The organism is Pseudomonas entomophila, from assembly GCF_023277925.1.
GTDB lineage: Bacteria > Pseudomonadota > Gammaproteobacteria > Pseudomonadales > Pseudomonadaceae > Aquipseudomonas > Aquipseudomonas entomophila_D.
The window spans coordinates 4,164,504-4,183,316 of sequence record NZ_CP063832.1 but is presented as its reverse complement, the minus strand read 5'-3'; the positions used below and the strand labels follow the sequence as shown (position 1 = coordinate 4,183,316).

Annotated in this window: 15 protein-coding genes; 8 read left to right on the top strand and 7 right to left on the bottom strand. The window is 64.4% G+C overall.

What is annotated here, in order from left to right; all coding sequences use genetic code 11:
- Positions 1-360: 360 nt before the first annotated feature.
- Entirely contained in the window at positions 361-1,005 is a 645-nt protein-coding gene (locus IM733_RS18515) for a DedA family protein (RefSeq protein WP_248917947.1), read from the bottom strand.
- A 208-nt stretch (positions 1,006-1,213) separates the two neighbouring features.
- Between IM733_RS18515 and hemB the strand changes: the two genes are divergently transcribed.
- A complete protein-coding gene (gene hemB / locus IM733_RS18510; RefSeq protein ID WP_011536312.1) occupies positions 1,214-2,224 on the top strand; it encodes a porphobilinogen synthase in 1,011 nt (336 codons plus the stop codon).
- A gap of 19 nt (positions 2,225-2,243) precedes the next feature.
- Positions 2,244-4,475 carry a polyphosphate kinase 1 gene (gene ppk1 / locus IM733_RS18505; RefSeq protein ID WP_248917946.1) on the top strand — a complete coding sequence of 744 codons (2,232 nt, stop codon included), beginning with the start codon at positions 2,244-2,246 and terminating at the stop codon, positions 4,473-4,475.
- Positions 4,476-4,629: 154 nt separating this feature from the next.
- Here ppk1 and ppx read toward each other — a convergent pair whose 3' ends face one another.
- Positions 4,630-6,132, bottom strand: coding sequence for an exopolyphosphatase (ppx, locus tag IM733_RS18500; protein WP_248921197.1), 1,503 nt, complete (start codon positions 6,130-6,132; stop codon positions 4,630-4,632).
- Between the two features lie 245 nt (positions 6,133-6,377).
- On the opposite strand from ppx, the gene trxA reads away from it, so the two are divergent.
- From trxA to IM733_RS18475, 5 genes are all read left to right on the top strand, one after another.
- Positions 6,378-6,704 carry a thioredoxin TrxA gene (gene trxA / locus IM733_RS18495; RefSeq protein WP_248917945.1) on the top strand — a complete coding sequence of 109 codons (327 nt, stop codon included), beginning with the start codon at positions 6,378-6,380 and terminating at the stop codon, positions 6,702-6,704.
- A gap of 310 nt (positions 6,705-7,014) precedes the next feature.
- Positions 7,015-8,274, top strand: coding sequence for a transcription termination factor Rho (gene rho, locus IM733_RS18490; protein WP_011536308.1), 1,260 nt, complete (start codon positions 7,015-7,017; stop codon positions 8,272-8,274).
- 123 nt (positions 8,275-8,397) lie between these two features.
- Entirely contained in the window at positions 8,398-9,864 is a 1,467-nt protein-coding gene (ubiD, locus tag IM733_RS18485) for a 4-hydroxy-3-polyprenylbenzoate decarboxylase (protein WP_248917944.1), read from the top strand.
- Entirely contained in the window at positions 9,864-10,832 is a 969-nt protein-coding gene (locus tag IM733_RS18480; protein WP_248917943.1) for a CDP-6-deoxy-delta-3,4-glucoseen reductase, read from the top strand. Before ubiD ends, IM733_RS18480 begins: the two co-directional genes overlap by 1 nt.
- Before the next feature lie 343 nt (positions 10,833-11,175).
- Positions 11,176-11,826, top strand: a complete 651-nt coding sequence (locus IM733_RS18475; RefSeq protein ID WP_248917942.1) for a gamma-glutamylcyclotransferase — start codon at positions 11,176-11,178, stop codon at positions 11,824-11,826.
- A gap of 55 nt (positions 11,827-11,881) precedes the next feature.
- Here the strand turns inward: IM733_RS18475 and IM733_RS18470 are convergent, their stop codons facing one another.
- Complete coding sequence (locus tag IM733_RS18470; RefSeq protein WP_248917941.1) at positions 11,882-12,859, bottom strand: NADPH:quinone oxidoreductase family protein; 978 nt, start codon at positions 12,857-12,859, stop codon at positions 11,882-11,884.
- 157 nt (positions 12,860-13,016) lie between these two features.
- Here IM733_RS18470 and IM733_RS18465 point away from each other — a divergent pair, with 157 nt between their 5' ends.
- Positions 13,017-13,421 carry a flagellar basal body-associated protein FliL gene (locus IM733_RS18465; RefSeq protein WP_213658824.1) on the top strand — a complete coding sequence of 135 codons (405 nt, stop codon included), beginning with the start codon at positions 13,017-13,019 and terminating at the stop codon, positions 13,419-13,421.
- On the opposite strand, the gene IM733_RS18460 is transcribed toward IM733_RS18465, so the two are convergent.
- From IM733_RS18460 to IM733_RS18445, 4 genes are all read right to left on the bottom strand, one after another.
- Entirely contained in the window at positions 13,422-14,531 is a 1,110-nt protein-coding gene (locus IM733_RS18460) for an ABC transporter permease (protein ID WP_248917940.1), read from the bottom strand.
- Position 14,532: 1 nt separating this feature from the next.
- Positions 14,533-17,256: a ribosome-associated ATPase/putative transporter RbbA gene (rbbA, locus tag IM733_RS18455; RefSeq protein WP_248917939.1), complete on the bottom strand. Its 2,724-nt coding sequence runs from the start codon at positions 17,254-17,256 to the stop codon at positions 14,533-14,535.
- Positions 17,253-18,212, bottom strand: coding sequence for an HlyD family secretion protein (locus tag IM733_RS18450; RefSeq protein ID WP_248917938.1), 960 nt, complete (start codon positions 18,210-18,212; stop codon positions 17,253-17,255). The genes rbbA and IM733_RS18450 overlap by 4 nt, the downstream gene beginning before the upstream one ends.
- Before the next feature lie 94 nt (positions 18,213-18,306).
- Positions 18,307-18,756 (bottom strand): EVE domain-containing protein, encoded by a 450-nt coding sequence (locus tag IM733_RS18445; RefSeq protein ID WP_248917937.1) that lies wholly within the window; start codon positions 18,754-18,756, stop codon positions 18,307-18,309.
- Between the last annotated feature and the right edge of the window lie 57 nt (positions 18,757-18,813).

Here is an 18,813-nt window from a genome sequence, read left to right as displayed (position 1 = left end):
TGGTGGGACCGGCTGCGTATCTGGTTCATGCCCACCGGCTGGCGCCCGGCCGACGTGGCGGCGGCCCATCCGCAACCCAAGCAGGACCTGGCGCGCTTTCGCAAGTTCGCCATCCCGCTGAGCGGCACACAGCAGCTGTATGTCACGCTGCAGTTCGCGGTCTACGTGGCGTTGGGCAGTTACCTGATGGATAACGCCGGGCGCATGTCGGCCTCGGCCCTGGTGCTGGGCTGGACGTTGATGGCGTTCGGGCTGTTCGTGCTGGGCGCGGCCCTGGAGGACCGGCCCTGGGCAGGGCGCCTGGAGCTGGCGCGCCTGTTGTCGAATGCGCCGGCCCTGTACCTGGCCGGCGTGCTCGGGTTACTGGTGGTCACGCCCCTGGCGTGGTGGCTGCTCCTGGGCTACAGCCTGCTCAGCCTCGCCGGCCTCGCCTGCTGCCGCCGCGCGGCGCTCGGCGCGGATGTTGCGAAAACGCCGGCGCAGCCACAGCAGCAGGCCCAGCACCAGCAGGCCGCCGAGCACCCATAGCTCGTATTTCTTGATACTGCCCAGCATGCCTTCGAGGATGGCGCCGAAGTGGTAGGCCGCCAGGCCCAGGGCCAGGGCCCAGACCGCGGCGCCGATGCCGTTGAGCAGCAGGTAGCGGCGCGGCGGGTAGCCGGACAGGCCGATGGCCACCGGCATCACCGTGCGCAGGCCATAGACGAAGCGAAAGCTCAGCACCCAGATGTCGGGGTGGCGGCGGATATGCTCCAGCGCCCGGTCGCCCATTGCCTGCCAGCGTGGCTTGCGGGCGAGGATCTTGCGCCCGTGGCGGCGGCCCATGAAGTACCACAGTTGGTCACCGGCATAGCTGCCGCAGAAGGCCACTGCGACCACCAGCTTGATATCCATGTATTCGCGGAACGCAAGAAAGCCTGCGAGCACCAGGATGGTCTCGCCCTCGAAGAACGTGCCGAGAAAAAGGGCAAAGTAGCCGAAATCGTTCAGGAATTGTTGAAGCATTTTCTGGCGTGCTGGCGAAATGAACGCGCAGCCTACCCCTTCGTGGGCGTTCGGGAAAGTGTCCAAATGTGTCTCGACGTGAACATTTCCTACAAGGACAATGACTGCGGCCACGAGTCGCAGGGTTGCCCTTGGGTGTAACACAGGCGTCATAATGGCCGCTTATAACTGTCGCGCTCGCCCGCCTGCGCGGGCTCAGGAGTCTGCCGTGAGCTTTACCCCCGCCAACCGTCTGTTTCCTGCCACCCGCCTGCGTCGCAACCGCCGGGACGAATTCTCCCGTCGCCTGGTTCGCGAAAACACCCTGACTGTCGATGACCTGATTCTTCCAGTATTCGTGCTGGACGGCGAGAACCGCCGCGAGGAAGTCCCGTCCATGCCGGGCGTCGAGCGCCTGTCGATCGACCTGCTGCTGGAAGCCGCACAGGGTTGGGTGGAGCTGGGCATTCCAGCGCTGGCATTGTTCCCGGTGACGCCCACCGAAAAAAAATCCCTCGACGGCGCCGAAGCCTGGAACCCGGACGGCATTGCCCAGCGCGCCACCCGCGCCCTGCGTGCCCGCTTCCCGGAGCTGGGGGTGATCACCGACGTGGCCCTGGACCCGTTCACCACCCACGGCCAGGACGGCATCCTCGATGAAGAGGGCTACGTCCAGAACGACATCACTGTCGACGCCCTGGTGCGTCAGGCCTTGTCCCACGCCGAAGCCGGCGCTCAGGTCGTCGCCCCCTCGGACATGATGGACGGCCGCCTTGGTGCGATCCGCGAAGCGCTGGAAGTGGCCGGGCACGTCAACGTGCGCATCATGGCCTACTCGGCCAAGTACGCCAGCGCCTACTACGGTCCGTTCCGCGACGCGGTCGGCTCGGCGCTGAACCTGGGCAAGGCCAACAAGGCCTCCTACCAGATGGACCCGGCCAACAGCGACGAGGCCCTGCACGAAGTGGCCCTGGACCTCGCCGAGGGCGCCGACATGGTCATGGTCAAGCCGGGCATGCCCTACCTGGACATCGTTCACCGGGTGAAGACCGAGTTCAAGGTGCCGACCTTCGTCTACCAGGTCAGCGGCGAGTACGCCATGCACATGGCGGCGATCCAGAACGGCTGGCTGAGCGAGGCCGTTATCCTCGAATCCCTCACTGCTTTCAAACGGGCAGGCGCTGATGGCATCCTGACCTATTTCGCCGTGCGTGCCGCTCAATTGATGAGAGGGCAGTAACGCCCTCCAGGAACGTCAGATGAATAACGAAGTGCTAACCCCTGTCGAGATCAAGGATGCCCAGGCCGTGCCCGAAGAGCTGGTACAGACCCCGCCCGACCTGCCCGTAGCCCCGGAACCGGTGGTGGAGGCCGTCGCACCCGCCCCGGCGCCAACGCCGGCGATCACCGTGCCGAGCCTGGACGACAGCAGCCTGTACATTCATCGCGAGCTCTCGCAGCTGCAGTTCAACATCCGCGTGCTGGAACAGGCGCTGGACGAGTCGTATCCGCTGCTCGAGCGCCTGAAGTTCCTGCTGATCTTCTCCAGCAACCTGGACGAGTTCTTCGAGATCCGCGTGGCGGGCCTGAAGAAACAGATCAACTTCGCCCGCGAACAGGCCGGCGCCGACGGCCTGCAGCCGCACCAGGCGCTGGCGCGCATCAGCGAGCTGGTGCACATCGAGGTGGACCGGCAGTACGCGATCCTCAACGATGTGTTGCTGCCGGAGCTGGAGAAGCACCAGATCCGCTTCATCCGCCGCCGCTACTGGACGCCCAAGCTCAAGACCTGGGTGCGCCGCTACTTCCGCGACGAGATCGCGCCGATCATCACCCCGATCGGCCTTGACCCGACCCACCCGTTCCCGTTGCTGGTGAACAAGAGCCTCAACTTCATCGTCGAGCTCGAGGGGGTCGATGCCTTCGGTCGTGACTCGGGCCTGGCGATCATCCCGGCGCCGCGCCTGCTGCCACGGGTGATCCGTGTGCCGGAAGAGGTCGGTGGCCCAGGCGACAACTACGTGTTCCTGTCGTCGATGATCCACGCTCATGCCGACGACCTGTTCCAGGGCATGAAGGTCAAGGGCTGCTACCAGTTCCGCCTGACCCGTAACGCCGACCTGGCGCTGGACTCGGAAGAAGTCGACGACCTGGCCCGCGCGCTGCGCGGCGAGCTGTTCTCGCGCCGCTACGGTGATGCCGTGCGCCTCGAGGTGGCCGACACTTGCCCGAAACACCTTTCCGACTACCTGCTCAAGCAGTTCAGCCTGAGCGAAAGCGAGCTGTACCAGGTCAACGGCCCGGTCAACCTGACCCGCCTGTTCAGTATCACCGGGCTGGACAGCCACCCGGAGCTGCAGTACACGCCGTTCACCCCAGCGATCCCCAAGCTGTTGCAGAACGCCGACAACATCTTCAGCGTGATCGGCAAGCAGGACGTGCTGCTGATGCACCCGTTCGAGTCGTTCACCCCGGTGATCGACCTGCTGCGTCAGGCCGCCAAGGACCCGCATGTGCTTGCGGTGCGCCAGACGCTCTACCGCTCGGGCGCCAACTCGGAGATCGTCGACGCCCTGGTGGACGCGGCGCGTAACGGCAAGGAGGTCACTGCGGTGATCGAGCTGCGCGCGCGCTTCGACGAAGAGTCCAACCTGCAGATGGCCAGCCGCCTGCAGGCTGCCGGCGCAGTGGTGATCTACGGCGTGGTGGGCTTCAAGACCCACGCCAAGATGATGCTGATCCTGCGCCGCGAGCAGGGCGAGATCGTGCGATATGCGCACCTGGGTACCGGCAACTATCACGCCGGTAACGCCCGCCTGTACACCGACTACAGCCTGCTGACCTCCGACGACTCCCTTACCGAGGACGTCGGCCGGCTGTTCAGCCAGTTGATCGGCATGGGTAAGACCCTGCGCATGAAGAAGCTGCTGCACGCCCCCTTCACCCTGAAGAAGGGCATGCTCGACATGATCGCCCGGGAGACCCAGTTCGCCCTGGACGGCAAACCGGCGCACATCATCGCCAAGTTCAACTCGCTGACCGACGCCAAGATCATCAAGGCGCTGTACAAGGCCAGCCAGTCGGGCGTGCGCATTGATCTGGTGGTGCGTGGCATGTGCTGCCTGCGCCCAGGCATTGCCGGGGTTTCGCACAATATTCATGTGCGCTCGATCATCGGCCGCTTCCTCGAGCACACCCGGGTGTTCTACTTCCTCAACGGTGGCGAGGAGCAGATCTACCTGTCCAGTGCCGACTGGATGGAGCGCAACCTCGACAAGCGCGTCGAGACTTGCTTCCCGGTGGAGGGCAAGAAGCTGCTGCTGCGGGTCAAGAAGGAGCTGGAGGGTTACCTCACCGACAACACCCAGGCCTGGACCCTGCAGCCGGACGGGCGCTACGTGCGCAGCACGCCGACCGGCAACCAGAACCCGCGCAGTGCCCAGGCAACCTTGCTGGAGCGCCTGAGCAACCCGGTGCTCAACGTTCGCTAGTGCCCATGCCCGGTGCCTGTAGAAGCGGCTTCAGCCGCGATCACCGGCGCAGCCGGTGCCAGGCACCGCGTTGTCTGATTCGCGGCTAAAGCCGCTCCTACAGACGATCGTGGTCCCTGTAGGAGCCGGCTTTGCCGGCGAACACCGGCGCACGTTACCTGACGCTAAGCACGAAATTGACTCGCGCCAGCCATTCCGCCTCGTTGGCGAAGTCGGCCTGGGTCAGCTGGTTCTGCTCCAGCCAACCCGCCGGGAACACCACATCCAGGCTATTTTCGCCGGCCTGCAGCTCCACCTTGGGCATCTGCTGAGTGCCACGGATATGGTGGAACAGGATGGCGAAGCGCAGCAGCACGCACAGGCGCAGCAGCTTGATGCCTTCGTCACCCAGCTCGGCGAACTTGTCCTTGGGGATGTTGCGGCGGTGGCCGCGCACCAGCAGGGCCATCATCTGCTGGTCCTCGCGGGAGAAGCCGGACAGGTCGGAGTGCTCAATCAGGTAGGCGCCGTGCTTGTGGTAGTGGTAGTGAGCGATATCCAGCCCGATTTCGTGGATTTTCGCCGCCCAGCCCAGCAGATCGCGCCAGTTTCCATCCTCCAGGTCCCACGCCTTGGCCACTTGGTCGAAGGCATGCAGCGCCTTGCGCTCCACGCGTGCGGCCTGGCCCTGGTCGACGTGGTAACGCTCCATCAACGAGTTCAGGGTGCGTTCGCGCACGTCTTCGTGGTGATGGCGGCCCAGCAGGTCGAACAGCACGCCTTCGCGCAGGGCGCCGTCGCAATGGTCCATGCGCGCCAACTCCAGGGCATCGAAGATTGCTTCCAGGATCGCCAGGCCGGCCGGGAAGATCGCCCGGCGATCCGGCTTGACGCCGTCGAAGTCGATCTTGTCGGTCTCGCCCAGCTTGAACAGTTTGCGCTTGACCCAGGCCAGGCCCTCGGCGTTGACCTCGCCATTGCCCAGGCCGCCGGCCTTGATCGCCGCGCCAATGGCGCGAATGGTGCCCGAGGAGCCGATCGCTTCGTCCCAGGTCAGGCGGTGCAGGGCGTTCTCGATGCTCATCAGCTCCAGGCGCGCGGCGGTGTAGGCCTGGGCGTAGCGTGCGGGGGTGACCTTGCCATCGCGGAAGTAGCGCTGGGTGAAGCTCACGCAGCCCATCTGCAGGCTTTCGCGCAGCAGCGGCTCGAAGCGCTGGCCGATGATGAACTCGGTGCTGCCGCCACCGATGTCGGCGACCAGGCGCTTGCCCGGATTGTCGGCCAGCGTGTGGGAGACGCCGAGGTAGATCAGGCGCGCCTCTTCGCGGCCGGAGATGACCTCGACCGGGTGGCCGAGGATGGCTTCGGCGCGTTGAATGAATTCGTTGCGGTTGCGCGCTTCGCGCAGGGCGTTGGTGCCGACGATGCGCACCGAGCCTGCGGGCATGCCGTTGATCAGCTGGGCGAAGCGCTTGAGGCATTCCAGGCCCCGCTGCATGGCTTCCTCGCTGAGCTTGCGCTCCTCGTCGATACCGGCGGCGAGCTGAACCTTTTCTCCGAGCCTCTCTAGAATGCGGATTTCCGTGTGATGGGCCTTGGCCACGACCATATGGAAGCTGTTGGAGCCCAGGTCGATGGCGGCGATCAAAGACAGGTTCTTCGCGGTGGTTTGCGGCATGGTCTGGAGGTTCTCGGTCGTTAACCCGGCAATCGTGCCACGATCGTGGCCATCCGCCAACGCGCGGTGCTGCAAGGCTTGATGCATGGCAAGGTCATGGCAATGTTATGGCAGCGACATGACCGTTTCGATTCGTGGGGTCTTGCACAACTATAGTTACACTCAATCGTCCGTGGCTTCCTGTCGCGCCAGGGTGCCGCTATGATGGGCAACGTTTTTTATTGCTTACGACCTTGGAGATTTCCATGAGCGACAAAATCAAACACGTCACCGACGCCAGCTTCGAAGCCGACGTACTCAAGGCCGAAGGCGCGGTGCTGGTCGACTACTGGGCTGAATGGTGCGGCCCATGCAAGATGATCGCTCCGGTACTGGACGCCGTCGCCGAAGAGTACGCAGGCAAGCTGGTGGTCGCCAAGCTGAACATCGACGAAAACCAGGAAACCCCGGCCAAGCACGGCGTGCGCGGCATCCCGACCCTGATGCTGTTCAAGAACGGCAACGTCGAGGCCACCAAGGTCGGCGCCCTGTCCAAATCGCAGCTGCAGGCGTTCATCGACGCCAACCTGTGATGTGAAAAGGCCCCGCAATTGCGGGGCTTTTCTTTGTCTGCTGTGGGAAATGTCGGCGTAAGCAGGCTCGCCCCACGATATCGCCCCTCCCGGTAAAAACCTGTCGATATGTGTGGCTAAAACCACTAGACGTCGAAAAAATCAAGTGTTACATTCGGCCTCGCACTGACCCTTTCAGTGCCCTCTGCACGCCGTCGCCGAAGCATCCCTAATTCGAATCAGTACGCGATCTTGTCGCCATCTAGCGGCGCGGCCTCATTAAGCCAAATGCTTACTCTCTCCCTTCTTACATGATTACGTCACTCCCCTTATGAACCTGACAGAACTCAAGCAAAAGCCGATTACCGATCTTTTGGAAATGGCCGAACAGATGGGCATCGAAAACATGGCCCGTTCGCGCAAACAGGACGTGATTTTCGCCCTGCTGAAAAAGCATGCGAAAAGCGGCGAAGAGATCTCGGGTGACGGCGTGCTGGAGATTCTCCAGGATGGTTTCGGTTTCCTGCGTTCGGCGGATGCCTCCTACCTGGCCGGCCCTGACGACATCTACGTGTCGCCCAGCCAGATCCGCCGCTTCAACCTGCGCACCGGCGACACCATCGTCGGCAAGATCCGTCCACCGAAGGAAGGTGAGCGTTACTTCGCCCTGCTCAAAGTCGACACCATCAACTTCGACCGTCCGGAAAACGCGAAGAACAAGATCCTGTTCGAAAACCTGACGCCGCTGTTCCCCAACAAGCGCCTGAAGATGGAAGCCGGCAATGGTTCCACCGAAGACCTCACCGGTCGCGTTATCGACCTGTGCGCCCCGATCGGCAAAGGTCAGCGTGGCCTGATCGTCGCCCCACCCAAAGCGGGCAAGACGATCATGCTGCAGAACATCGCGGCGAACATTACCCGCAACAACCCCGAGTGCCACCTGATCGTCCTGCTGATCGACGAGCGCCCGGAAGAAGTGACCGAGATGCAGCGCACCGTGCGCGGCGAAGTGGTCGCCTCCACCTTCGACGAGCCGCCGACCCGCCACGTGCAGGTCGCCGAAATGGTCATCGAGAAGGCCAAGCGCCTGGTCGAGCACAAGAAAGACGTGGTCATCCTGCTCGACTCGATCACCCGTCTGGCCCGTGCCTACAACACCGTGATCCCGAGCTCCGGCAAGGTGCTGACCGGTGGTGTCGACGCCCACGCCCTGGAGAAGCCAAAGCGCTTCTTCGGTGCCGCGCGTAACATCGAGGAAGGCGGTTCGCTGACCATCATCGCCACCGCGCTGGTCGAGACCGGTTCGAAGATGGACGAAGTCATCTACGAAGAGTTCAAGGGTACCGGCAACATGGAGCTGCCCCTGGACCGTCGCATTGCTGAGAAGCGCGTGTTCCCGGCCATCAACATCAACAAGTCCGGTACCCGCCGCGAAGAGCTGCTGACCGCCGACGACGAACTGCAGCGCATGTGGATCCTGCGCAAGCTGCTGCACCCGATGGACGAGATCGCCGCCATCGAGTTCCTGGTCGACAAGCTCAAGCAGACCAAGACCAACGACGAGTTCTTCCTGTCGATGAAGCGCAAGTAAGATCGTCGTACCACGCTAAAAGCCGGGGAAACCCGGCTTTTTGCTATCTGTACTTTGGCTATTGCGGCCCTATCGGCGCTACACTCTGCACCCCGACCGATACGGCCAACACGAGGCTCATGCATGCAGTATCGCGATTTGCGCGACTTCATCCGTGGCCTGGAACAGCGCGGTGAACTCAAGCGCATCCAGGTTCCCATCTCCCCCATCCTGGAAATGACCGAAGTCTGCGACCGCACCCTGCGCGCCAAGGGCCCGGCATTGCTGTTCGAAAAGCCCACCGGCTTCGACATCCCGGTGCTGGGCAACCTGTTCGGCACCCCCGAGCGCGTGGCCATGGGCATGGGCGCTGAATCGACCGAGGAGCTGCGTGAAATCGGCAAGCTGCTGGCGTTCCTCAAGGAGCCCGAGCCGCCGAAAGGCCTGAAGGACGCCTGGTCGAAGCTGCCCATCTTCAAGAAAGTCGTGTCGATGGCGCCGAAAGTGGTCAAGGACGCGGTGTGCCAGGAAATCGTGATCGAGGGTGACGATGTCGACCTGTCGCAACTACCGATCCAGCATTGCTGGCCGGGCGACGTGGCACCGCTGATCACCTGGGGCCTGACCGTTACCCGCGGCCCGAACAAGGACCGCCAGAACCTGGGCATTTACCGCCAGCAGGTAATCGGCCGCAACAAGGTCATCATGCGCTGGCTGAGCCACCGCGGTGGCGCCCTGGACTACCGCGAATGGTGCCAGAAGCACCCCGGCCAGCCTTTCCCGGTGGCCGTGGCGCTGGGCGCGGACCCTGCGACCATCCTGGGCGCGGTCACTCCGGTACCGGACACCCTTTCCGAATACGCCTTCGCCGGCCTCTTGCGTGGCAACCGTACCGAGCTGGTCAAATGCCGTGGCAATGACCTGCAGGTGCCGGCCACCGCCGAGATCATCCTCGAAGGCGTGATTCACCCGGGCGAAATGGCCCCGGAAGGCCCGTACGGCGACCACACGGGCTATTACAACGAGGTGGACAGCTTCCCGGTGTTCGCTGTCGAGCGCATCACCCACCGGCAGAAACCGATCTACCACAGCACCTACACCGGCCGTCCGCCAGATGAGCCGGCGATCCTCGGTGTGGCGCTGAACGAAGTGTTCGTGCCTATCCTGCAAAAACAGTTCCCCGAGATCGTCGACTTCTACCTGCCCCCGGAGGGGTGCTCGTACCGCATGGCGGTGGTGACCATGAAGAAGCAGTACCCAGGCCACGCCAAGCGCGTGATGCTGGGTGTGTGGTCGTTCCTGAGACAGTTCATGTACACCAAGTTCGTTATCGTCACCGACGACGATATCAATGCCCGCGACTGGAACGATGTGATCTGGGCCATCACCACGCGCATGGACCCCAAGCGTGATACGGTGATGATCGACAACACCCCCATCGACTACCTCGACTTCGCGTCGCCGGTGTCGGGGCTGGGGTCCAAGATGGGCCTGGACGCCACGCACAAGTGGCCGGGCGAAACTACACGCGAATGGGGCCGGGTCATCGTCAAGGACGAGGCCGTCACCCGCCGTATCGATGAGCTGTGGGACCAGTTGGGAATAGATTGATGCAGGTGACCTTGCAGCCTTCCGGGGCGGTACTGGCGGTAGAACCCGGGGAAAGGATTCTGGACGCGGCGCGGCGGCTGGGTTACGACTGCCCGAGCAGTTGCCGTAATGGCAACTGCCATGTCTGTGCCGCGTTGCTGGTGGAAGGGCGCGTGCGCCAGGACGGCGTGGTCCGTGATCACGGCGAGCTGTTCACCTGCATTGCCGAGCCTCTGGAGGATTGCGTGGTGCTCTGGGATGGTGTGCTGGCCCTGGGCGAGCTACCGGTGCGCAAACTGGCCTGCACCGTGAGCGAGTGCGTCGAGGTGGGTGGCGACGTCTGGCGTGTGCGCCTGCGTGCCCCGGCCGGCAAGCCACCGCGCTATCACGCCGGGCAGTACCTGATGATCGAGCGCGAGGGCGCTGACAAGGCCGCGTTCTCCCTGGCCTCGGCACCTCACGGTGGCCGTGACCTGGAGCTGCATGTGCTGGCGCGCGAGAGCAGCGCCGTGCAACTGATCGCGCAATTGCAGCGCAATGGCATCGCGCGTATCGAACTGCCGTTCGGTGACGCCCACCTGGCCGAGCTGCCGGATGGCCCGTTGGTGCTGATTGCCGCGGGCACCGGCATGGGCCAGATGCACAGCCTGGTCGAGCATTGCCGTGCCAATGGCTTCAAGCACCCGGTGCACCTGTACTGGGGCGTGCGCCGACCCGAGGATTTCTACGAGATCGAGCACTGGGACGAGTGGCAGCGCCTGCCCAATCTGTTCCTGCACAAGGTCGTCAGCGACCTGTGCGGGTGGGAAGGGCGCTGTGGCCTGCTGCACGAGGCTGTGTGCGAGGACATCGACGACCTGAACCAGGTCCATGTCTACGCCAGCGGTTCGCCGAACATGGTCTATGCCACCCTCGACGCGTTGGTCGAGGCCGGTATGGATGCTCACCGCATGCGTGCCGACGTGTTCGCCTACGCACCGCGTGGTTGACCGAGAAACGGCACACTGCAAGGGTGTGCCGTTTTTGATAACCAACTTTTTTCGTTTGATTATATGGCGAGCATTATTGCCGATACGGTTAATAACTATCGCTATACTCGAAACATTAGTTTCCGTTCGGCGGGCGACTGAATGAAACTTTGAGTTCGGGCTTGAGCCGAACCTGCCTTCTGTCTTACGTTAGGCGCAGGGCCTTCGCGGCTGAAGCCGCTCCTACAGGAGTTGCGCAGGCCTCTGTAGGCGCGGGTTTGCCGCGAATACGTCCGTACAGGCACTGTAAGTATCACAGTAAAATCGGCACTCTGGCAGTTCACAGGAATTATGGCGGCAGTTTATGTCGGCACTTGAAAGTTTATCCTGGCAGGTCGCATACCCTCCCTCGCTCGACTTCGGGCAACAGTTGACCCGCGAGCAATTACAGCACTCGATGAATGTGACCCTGTCACAGCACATGGGCGGCCCGGTATGGCTGTTCGCCTATGGCTCATTGATCTGGCGCCCTGAATGTCATTCGGTGGAGCGCCAGCGGGCACGGGTGCATGGTTATCATCGTGGGCTCTATCTCTGGTCTCACGAGCATCGTGGCACCCCTGAATGCCCTGGGCTGGTGTTCGGCCTGGATCGGGGGGGCTCCTGCAGCGGTTTCGCCTACCGGCTGGACGATAGCAACCTAGAGGACTCGCTGATGGCCCTGTGGCAACGCGAGATGCCCTATCCGGCGTACCGGCCGCACTGGCTCAGCTGCCGCCTGAGCGATGGCAGCAAGGTGCAGGCGCTGGGTTTTGTGCTGGAGCGGCATTTGCCCTGCTATGCCGGAAATCTGCCAGACACCTTGCTGAGCCAGATCCTGGCCAGCGCCAAGGGCCGCTACGGCACGACGCGGGATTACGTGGAGCAGACCCTCAACGCCCTGCGCAGCCACCAGATGCCGGACCGCAACCTGGAAGCGCGGTTCAGGCGCTGCCACAACCTGCGTGAGCTCTGAGCGGTTTGCCGGCAAGCACGACCTGCTGCAGGAGCCGGCTTGCCGACGAACAGATCTACCTGGCCACCACCACCAGCTTGCCCAGCGCCTGACGTTGCGCGAGCCGCTCGATCGCCGCGCCCCCTTCGGCCAACGGAAAGGTCTGCGACACCAATGGCTTCAACTTGCCCTCGGCGTGCCAGGCAAACAGCTGGTGGAAGTTTCTCGCATTGTCCTCCGGCTGACGCTGGGCGAACGCCCCCCAGAACACCCCGATTACCGCCGCACCCTTGAGCAGCGCCAGGTTTACTGGCAACTGCGGGATCGTACCGCTGGCAAAGCCCACCACCAGCAACCGCCCGTTCCACGCCAACCCGCGCACGGCTTGGTCGAAAAGCTCGCCACCGACCGGGTCGTAGACCACATCCACGCCCTGGCCACCCGTCAGGCGCTTGATCTCATCCTTCAGGCTGACCTGGCTGTAGTTGATCAGTTCATCGGCCCCTGCGGCCTTGGCCACCGCGAGTTTCTCGGCGCTGCTGGCCGCAGCGATCACCCGCGCGCCGAGGGCCTTGCCGATTTCCACCGCCGCCAGCCCCACGCCGCCCGAGGCGCCGAGCACCAGCAAGGTCTCGCCGGCCTTGAGCTGGCCGCGCTGGGTCAACGCATGCATCGACGTGCCGTAGGTCATGCCGAAGGCAGCAGCAGTGGTGAAGTCCATGCCGGCCGGGATCGGCAGTACGTTGTAGTGCGGCACCGCCACCTGCTCGGCGAAAGCGCCCCAGCCGGTCAGCGCCATGACCCGGTCGCCCACCTTGAACGCACCGGCTTTCTCGCCGACCGCCGCCACCACGCCAGCCGCCTCGCCACCGGGTGAGAACGGCAGGGGCGGCTGGAACTGGTACTTGCCCTCGATGATCAGGGTGTCGGGGAAGTTGACCCCGGCGGCATGCACGTCGAGGAGAATCTCGTTCTTCTTCGGCGTAGGGCTGGCGACCTCTTCCAGGACCAGGTCCCGCGCCGGGCCCAAGGCTTTGCACAACAAGGCTTTCATCAGGGCTATTCCTTTGCGTGTGGTGGCCGATAAGTGTAGGAGGGCCGTGACTGCGGTCAACGAGCATGGCCCGCCCTGATGAGCCGGCATAAGCCCGGGCTTGGGTTTGGCTGGCGCGCTGGGTAAGCTGGCGCCAACTGTATTGAGGAGCGAATTCGTGAAAGCGTGGATCTTGATGGTGCTGGCCCTGATGCTGCCAGCGGCGGCAATGGCCGAGGAAGCCAAGGAAGGGGAGCCGAAAGTATCCTACATCACCCTGAGCCCGCCCTTCGTCGGCAACTACGCGCTCGATGGTGGCCCGAAGCTGCGGGTATACAAGGCCGATGTGGCCCTGCGCGTCACCGGCGATACCGCCGCCGCCGCGGTCAAGCACCACGAGCCGTTGATTCGCAACCAGCTGGTGGCGCTGTTCACCCAGCAGGGCGTGGACAACATGAGCAATGTCGAAGCCAAGGAAAAACTGCGCCAGGAAGCCCTGAAGCAGGTGCAGCAGGTGATGGAGTCCGAAGAGGGCAAGCCGATCGTCGAGGACCTGCTGTTCAACAACCTGATCGTGCAGTGATCAGGCGGCGAGGCTGCGGCGAAAGCGCAGCAAGGCCACGCTGAAGAACACCAGGCCGATCATGGTCAGGGCCAGCATGTCTGGCCACACCACGTTCAGCCCGGCGTCGCGGAACAGGATTGCCGCACCCAGGCTGACGAAGTGGGTCGAGGGCGAGCCCTGCATGACCCACTGCAGCCACTGCGGCATGCTGTCCAGCGGCGTGCTGCCCCCCGAGAGCAGCAGCATCGGGATGATCACCGGGATTGCCAGCAGGCCGAACTGCGGCGTCGAGCGCGCCAAGGTGGCGAGGAAGATCCCTAGCGCCGTGCTGGCGAACAGGTACAGCGCGGTCACCCCCAGGAACAGCCCCAGCGAGCCCGCCAGCGGCACGCCCAGTGCGCCCTTGACCACCACCTCCAGCGAAATCCAGGTGCACAGCACCACCACCAGGGCGTTGCTGCCGATCTTCGCCAGCATGATCTCCAGTGCCGTCAGGGGCAGCACCAGCAAGTGATCGAGGGTGCCGTGTTCGCGCTCACGCAGCAGCGCGGTGCCGGTGAGCACGATGGCGAGAATGGTGATGTTGTTGATGATCTGGATCACCGCCAGGAACCAGCCGCCTTCCAGGTTGGGGTTGAACAGTGCCTTGGGGTTGATCAGCGCAGGGCTGGTGGCGCTGCGGTCGGCGTATTCGAGCAGTTCGCGCTCGAAGATCCGGCCGATGTAGCCGGCGCCCATGAACGCCTGGCTCATGGCCGTGGCATCGACGTTGACCTGCAGTTCCGGCGAGCGCCCGGCCAGCAGGTCGCTCTGGAAGTTCACCGGCACGTTGATGACGAAGGTGTACTGGCCGCTGTCCATGGCCTGGTACAGGCGGTCGGCCGGCAGCGCTACGGCGGGCTGGAACTCGGGCGGTTGCAGCGATTCGGCGAGCTTGCGCGACAGTGCGCTGCGGTCTTCGTCGACCACCGCCACGCTGGCGTTGTGCACGCCGATCACCGAGCCTGCGGCAGGCATGTAGATCGCCACGCTGAAGGCGTACAGCAGGAACAGCAGCAGCACGCTGTCGTGGCGCAGGCTGGTCAGTTCCTTCAGGCCCAGGCGCAAGGTATGGGTGAGCCGGCTCATCTCAGGCCTCCTGCTTTTTCAGCATGGCCAGGCTCAGGCCGGTGAAGGCGGCAAAGAAGCCCAGCAGCGTCAAGCACTGCGGCCACAGCTCGCGCAGGCCCAGGGCCTTGGTGAAGGTGCCGACGGCAATGTCGAGGAAGTAGCCGGCCGGGAACAGCTGGCCCATGAGCGCCGCCGAACCGTCCAGCGACGAGCGTGGCACGATCAGCCCGGAGAACTGGATGGTCGGCAGGCTGGTGATGATCATGGTGCCGAGGATCGCCGCGATCTGCGTGCGGGTGAAGGCGGAGATCAACAGACCCAGGCTGGTGGTCGCCAACAGGTAGGCCAGGCCACCGCAGGCCAGGGCCAGCGGGCTGCCCTTGAGCGGCACGCCGAACAGCCAGCGGTTCATTGCCACCAGCAGCGCCAGGTTGACCAGGCTCACCGCCAGGTAGGGGGCCTGCTTGCCGAGCAGGAATTCCAGGCGGGTGAGCGGGGTGGCGTAGAAGTTGGTGATCGAGCCCAGCTCTTTTTCCCGCACGATCCCCAGCGCGGTGAGCATGGCCGGGATGAACGCCAGGATCAGCGCCATCACCCCGGGGCCGATGGCATTGACGCTAACCACATCCTGGTTGTAGCGAAAGCGCGTTTCCAGGCGCACGGGTTGCTGGCGCGACACCGGGTTCGGGCTGAGGGCGGCGAGTTGTTCGAGGTTGGCCTGGTGCACGGCCTCGACATAGTTGCGGCTGGTCTCGGCGCGGAACGGCATGCCGCCGTCGAGCCAGGCCGCTACCACCGGCTGGCGGCCGGCGTGCAGGTCGCGACCGAAGCCTGGCGGGATCTCCAAGGCCAGCTTGATCTCCGAGCGTTGCAGGCGCTGGTGCAGCTGGCGGGCATCGCGTATGGGCTGCTGTTCGGCGAAATAGCGAGAGCCGCGGAAGGCTTCGAGGTAGGCACGGCTTTGTGGGCTCTGGTCTTGGTCGTAGACGGCGAAGGCCAGGTTTTCCACGTCCAGCGAAATGCCGTAGCCGAAGATCACCATCATGAACAGCGCCCCGAGCAGGGCAAAGGCCAGACGCACCTTGTCGCGCAGCAGCTCCTTGCCCTCGCGGCTGGCCACCGCCAGCAGACGGCGCAGGCTGAAGGATTGGCGCAGTGGCGGTGGAGGTGTGCCGGCCTGTTCCAGGGCTGTATCAACCTGGGCCTGGGCTGGTGTGTCCTGAGCTTGTTCGAGGCAGTGCACGAAGGCGTCCTCCAGGGTGTCGCCGCCGAACTGCCGTTGCAGCGCCTGCGGGGTGTCGCAGGCCAGCACCCGGCCGGCATGCATCAGCGAGATGCGGTCGCAGCGCAGGGCTTCGTTCATGAAGTGGGTTGAGAGGAAGATGGTCACGCCTTGTTCACGGGACAGCTCGACCAGCAAGCGCCAGAAGCCGTCGCGGGCGGCCGGGTCGACGCCGGAGGTCGGCTCGTCGAGGATCAGCACTTCCGGGCGGTGCAGCACCGCCACGGCCAGCGACAGGCGCTGGCGCAGGCCCAGGGGCAGGGCGCCGGAGGGGTGGTCGGCCATGGCGCCGAGGTCGAAACGTTCGATCAGCTCGGTGATGCGTGGGGCGCTGTCGGCCTTTGCCAGGTCGAACAGGCGCGCATGCAGTTCGAGGTTCTGCCGGGCGCTCAGCTCGCCATACAGGGAAAAGCTCTGGGACATGAAACCGACCCGCTTGCGCGTGGCCAGGTCGCCGGCGTCCACCGGGCGGCCCAGCAGGTTGGCGCTGCCTTCACTGGCTGGCATCAGGCCGGTGAGCACCTTCATGGTGGTGGTCTTGCCGCAACCGTTGGAACCAAGGAAACCAAATATTTCGCCACGCCCGATGGCGAAGCTGACCTTGTTCACGGCAGTGAAGTCGCCGAAGCGCAGGGTCAGGTCGTGGGCCTCGATGGCGACTGGGCCGTCGTCGGCCTTGCGGGGCGGAATGTGCAGGGGGGCGGGCTGCTCGCGGCCGGCGCCTTGAAAGTGGGTGAAGGCATCGTCCAGCTTGCCGCTGGTGGTGACGGCGGCCAGCTCCTGGCTGGGGCCGGTTGCCAGCAGGCGCCCGCCATCGAGCATCAGGCAGTGCTCGAACTGCTCGGCCTCTTCCATGTAGGCGGTGGCCACCAGCAGGGTCAGCTGTGGACGTTGGGCGCGGACCTCCTCCACCAGCTCCCAGAAGCGTCGGCGCGACAGTGGGTCGACGCCGGTGGTCGGCTCGTCGAGGATCAGCAAATCCGGTTCGTGAATCAATGCGCAGCACAGACCGAGTTTCTGCTTCATGCCACCGGACAGCTTGCCTGCCGGGCGCTCGGCAAAGCGTTCCAGGTCGGTGGCGCGCAACAGGCTGGTCATGCGCTGGCGGCATTCGGCTCGGCCCAGGCCGAACAGGGTGGCGAAGAACTGGATGTTCTCGCGGATCGACAACTCCGGGTACAGGTTGTTGCCCAGGCCCTGGGGCATGAAAGCGACCTTGGGGTACAGCGCGCTACGGTGGCGGCGCTGGCGAATCGAGCCGCCAAGCACCTGCAGCTCACCCTGTTGCAGGCGCTTGACCCCGGCAATCAGCCCGAGCAGCGTCGACTTGCCAGCGCCATCCGGGCCGATCAGGCCGCAGCGGGTGCCCGCGGGCAGGCTGAAGGCCACGCCCCGCAGGGCCTGGAGATCGCCGTAGCGGTGGCTGATGCCCTCGGCCAGCAGCGCTGGGGCGGCGTTCATTGCAGGTTGGCCGGCCAGCCCACGTCGGCGGTGCGCACGTAACCGGCGCCGGGCATGCCGGGCTTGGCCTGGGGCACGGCGCTGGGTTCACTCAGGCGAAGCTTCACCCGGAACACCAGCTTCTGCCGCTCGTCGCGGGTCTCGACCTGTTTCGGGGTGAACTGCGCCTTCGCCGCGACGAACGCTACCTTGGCTGGCAAGGCCTTCTCCGGCAGGGCGTCGAGGACGATCCGTGCCTGGTCGCCAACCGTCAGCCGCCCGGTGGTGGCGGCGGGCAGGTAGAGGTTCATGTACTGGTCGCTGGGGTCGATCAGCATCAAGACCCGGCCGCCGGCGCCGAGCACTTCGCCGGGCTCGGCCAGGCGCAGCTGGATGATGCCGTCGATGGGCGCGCGCAGGCTGCTGTCGTCGATCTCGCTGGTGAGCTGCGCCACCTGGGCCTCGGCGGCGCCGATGGCGGCCTTTATCGCCGCCAGTTGCGCCCGGGCGGCGACCACGGCGGCGTTGGCGGTGTCATAGCGGGCTTGCTGCTGGTCAAGCAACTGCTGGCTGGCGAACTTGCGCTGGTAGATTTCGCGCACCCGCTTGAGCTCCTGGCTGGCCAGTAGCAGTTCGCTCTGGCGCAGTTGCACACTGGCCTGGGCGGCGGCGTAGTTCTCGTTGGCGCGCAACACTTCAGCCTCGGCCTGGGCGCGCTGGGCTTCCATCGTGCGGGTGTCGATGCGCGCCAGCAGTTGGCCACGGGTCACTTTGTCGCCCTCGTCGACCAGCACCTCGGCCAAGCGGCCGGGAACCTTGCTGGCGATCTGCACTTCGGTAGACTCAAGGCGGCCGTTGCCCATGCTCAGGCCCTCGGGCAGGCGGTCGTGGAGGGATTTCCAGTAACCCAGCCCACCCGCCGCCAGCAGCAGGGCGATCAGGGCGCCAGCGAAGATTCTGGGGGCAATTCGGTTCATCGGTCTGCATCCTGCGGCTTGCACGCCTCAATCCTGGCGCGGCGCACTTCCTGGCGCGTTGATATTGGTCAAACCCCTGACGATAGACGGCTATTCAGTTCAGCGCGAGGATTGCCGCCCACTGTTCGGGTGTCACGGGCATGACCGACAGGCGGGTACCTTTCTGCACCAGGGGCAATGCCTCCAATGCGGCCTGCTGCTTGAGCAGGCCCAGGCCGAGCACCTGGCGGAACGTCTTCACATGGGCCACGTCCACCGCGCTCCACGGGTTGTTCTCGATGCTGGCCTTGGCGTCGAAGTAGTGGCTTTCAGGGTCCAGCGCGGTCGGGTCGGGATAGGCGGCGGCGGTGATCCGGGCGATGCCGGCGACCCCCGGTTGTGGGCAGCTGGAGTGGTAGAACAGGAACTCGTCGCCTACGCTCATGGCCCGCAGAAAATTGCGCGCCTGGTAATTGCGCACACCGTCCCAGCGAGCGTCGCCCAGGCGCGCCAAGGCTTCGATCGACAGCTCGTCGGGTTCGGATTTCATCAGCCAGTAGGCCATGGGTGCTGCTCCTGAAAGGGTTTGAAATAACTCGTTGCATGAAACCGACAGTCGGTT